1 protein-coding gene is annotated in these 1430 nt (G+C 69.0%); it reads left to right on the top strand.

Annotated features, from left to right (window positions below):
• On the top strand, nucleotides 1-1430 hold a 1430-nt coding region (locus tag AAW00_RS13740), incomplete at both ends, for an Ig-like domain-containing protein (protein WP_047005033.1).

The following is a 1430-nucleotide window of genomic DNA, read 5'->3' as shown; positions in this document are numbered from 1 at the left end:
GCGACGGCACGTTCACCTATACGCCCGGCGCGGGCGAAGAGGGCACGGTCACCTTCGACTACACGATTACCGATGGCGACGGCGACGTCTCGACTGCGACGGTCACCATCACCCTGCAGCCGGACTCGACGCCGACCATCTCGGTCGCGGGCGACAACACGGTGGACGAGGAAGCGCTGGCGGACGGCTCGAACCCGGCCTCGCCGGACGAGACCGCGACCGGCACGATCCCGATCACCACGGGCAGCGACAGCGTGGCCTCGCTGGTGATCAACGGCGTAGATGTGACCGCCGGCGGCACGGTGACCACGGCCAAGGGCGTGCTGACCGTGACGGTCTCGAACGGCAGCTACGGCTACAGCTACACGCTGACCGACAACACGCTGACCGATCCCGACAGCGACACCTTCAGCCTGACCGTGACCGACAGCGACGGCGACAGCGCCGGCACCTCGCTGGTGATCGCCATCGTCGACGACGTGCCGACGGCCGTGGACGATGCCGCGACGCAAGGCGCGGAGAACACCGCGATCACGGTCGACGTGCTGGCGAACGACACGCCCGGCGCGGACGGCGTTGCCGACAGCGCGGTGGCGGCGGTTGCCGGATCGCTCAGCGGCACCGGCACCCTGGCCTACAACGGCGACGGCACGTTCACCTATACGCCCGGCAGCGGCGAAGAGGGCACGGTCACCTTCGACTACACGATCACCGACGGCGATGGCGACGTCTCGCAGGCGACGGTCACCATCACCCTCACGCCGGACTCGACGCCCACGATCTCGGTCGCGGGCGACAACACGGTGGACGAGGAAGCGCTGGCGGACGGCTCGAACCCGGCCTCGCCGGACGAGACCGCGACCGGCACCATCCCGATCACCACGGGCAGCGACAGCGTCGCCTCGCTGGTCATCAACGGCGTGGACGTGACCGCTGGCGGCACGGTCACCACGGCTAAGGGCGTGCTGACCGTGACCGTCTCGAACGGCATCTACAGCTACAGCTATACGCTCACCGACAACACGCTCGTCGATCCCGACAGCGACACGTTCAGCCTGACCGTGACCGACAGCGACGGCGACAGCGCCGGCACCTCGCTGGTGATCGCCATCGTCGACGACGTGCCGACGGCCGTAGACGACAGCGCCAGCCAGGGAACCGAGAACGCGGCGATCACGGTGGACGTGTTGGCGAACGACGTGCCCGGTGCGGACGGCGTTGCGACGAGCGCCGTGGCGGCGGTGGCCGGAAGCCTCTCGGGCACCGGGACCCTGGCCTACAACGGCGACGGCACGTTCACCTACACGCCCGGCGCTGGCGAAGAGGGCACGGTCACCTTCGACTACACGATCACCGACGGCGACGGCGACGTCTCGACCGCGACGGTCACCATTACCCTCTCGCCGGACTCGACGCCCACGATCTCGGTC

Origin of the sequence: Aurantiacibacter luteus (assembly GCF_001010945.1) — a bacterium.
Taxonomy (GTDB): domain Bacteria; phylum Pseudomonadota; class Alphaproteobacteria; order Sphingomonadales; family Sphingomonadaceae; genus Alteraurantiacibacter; species Alteraurantiacibacter luteus.
This window is presented reverse-complemented; position numbering and strand designations above follow the sequence as displayed.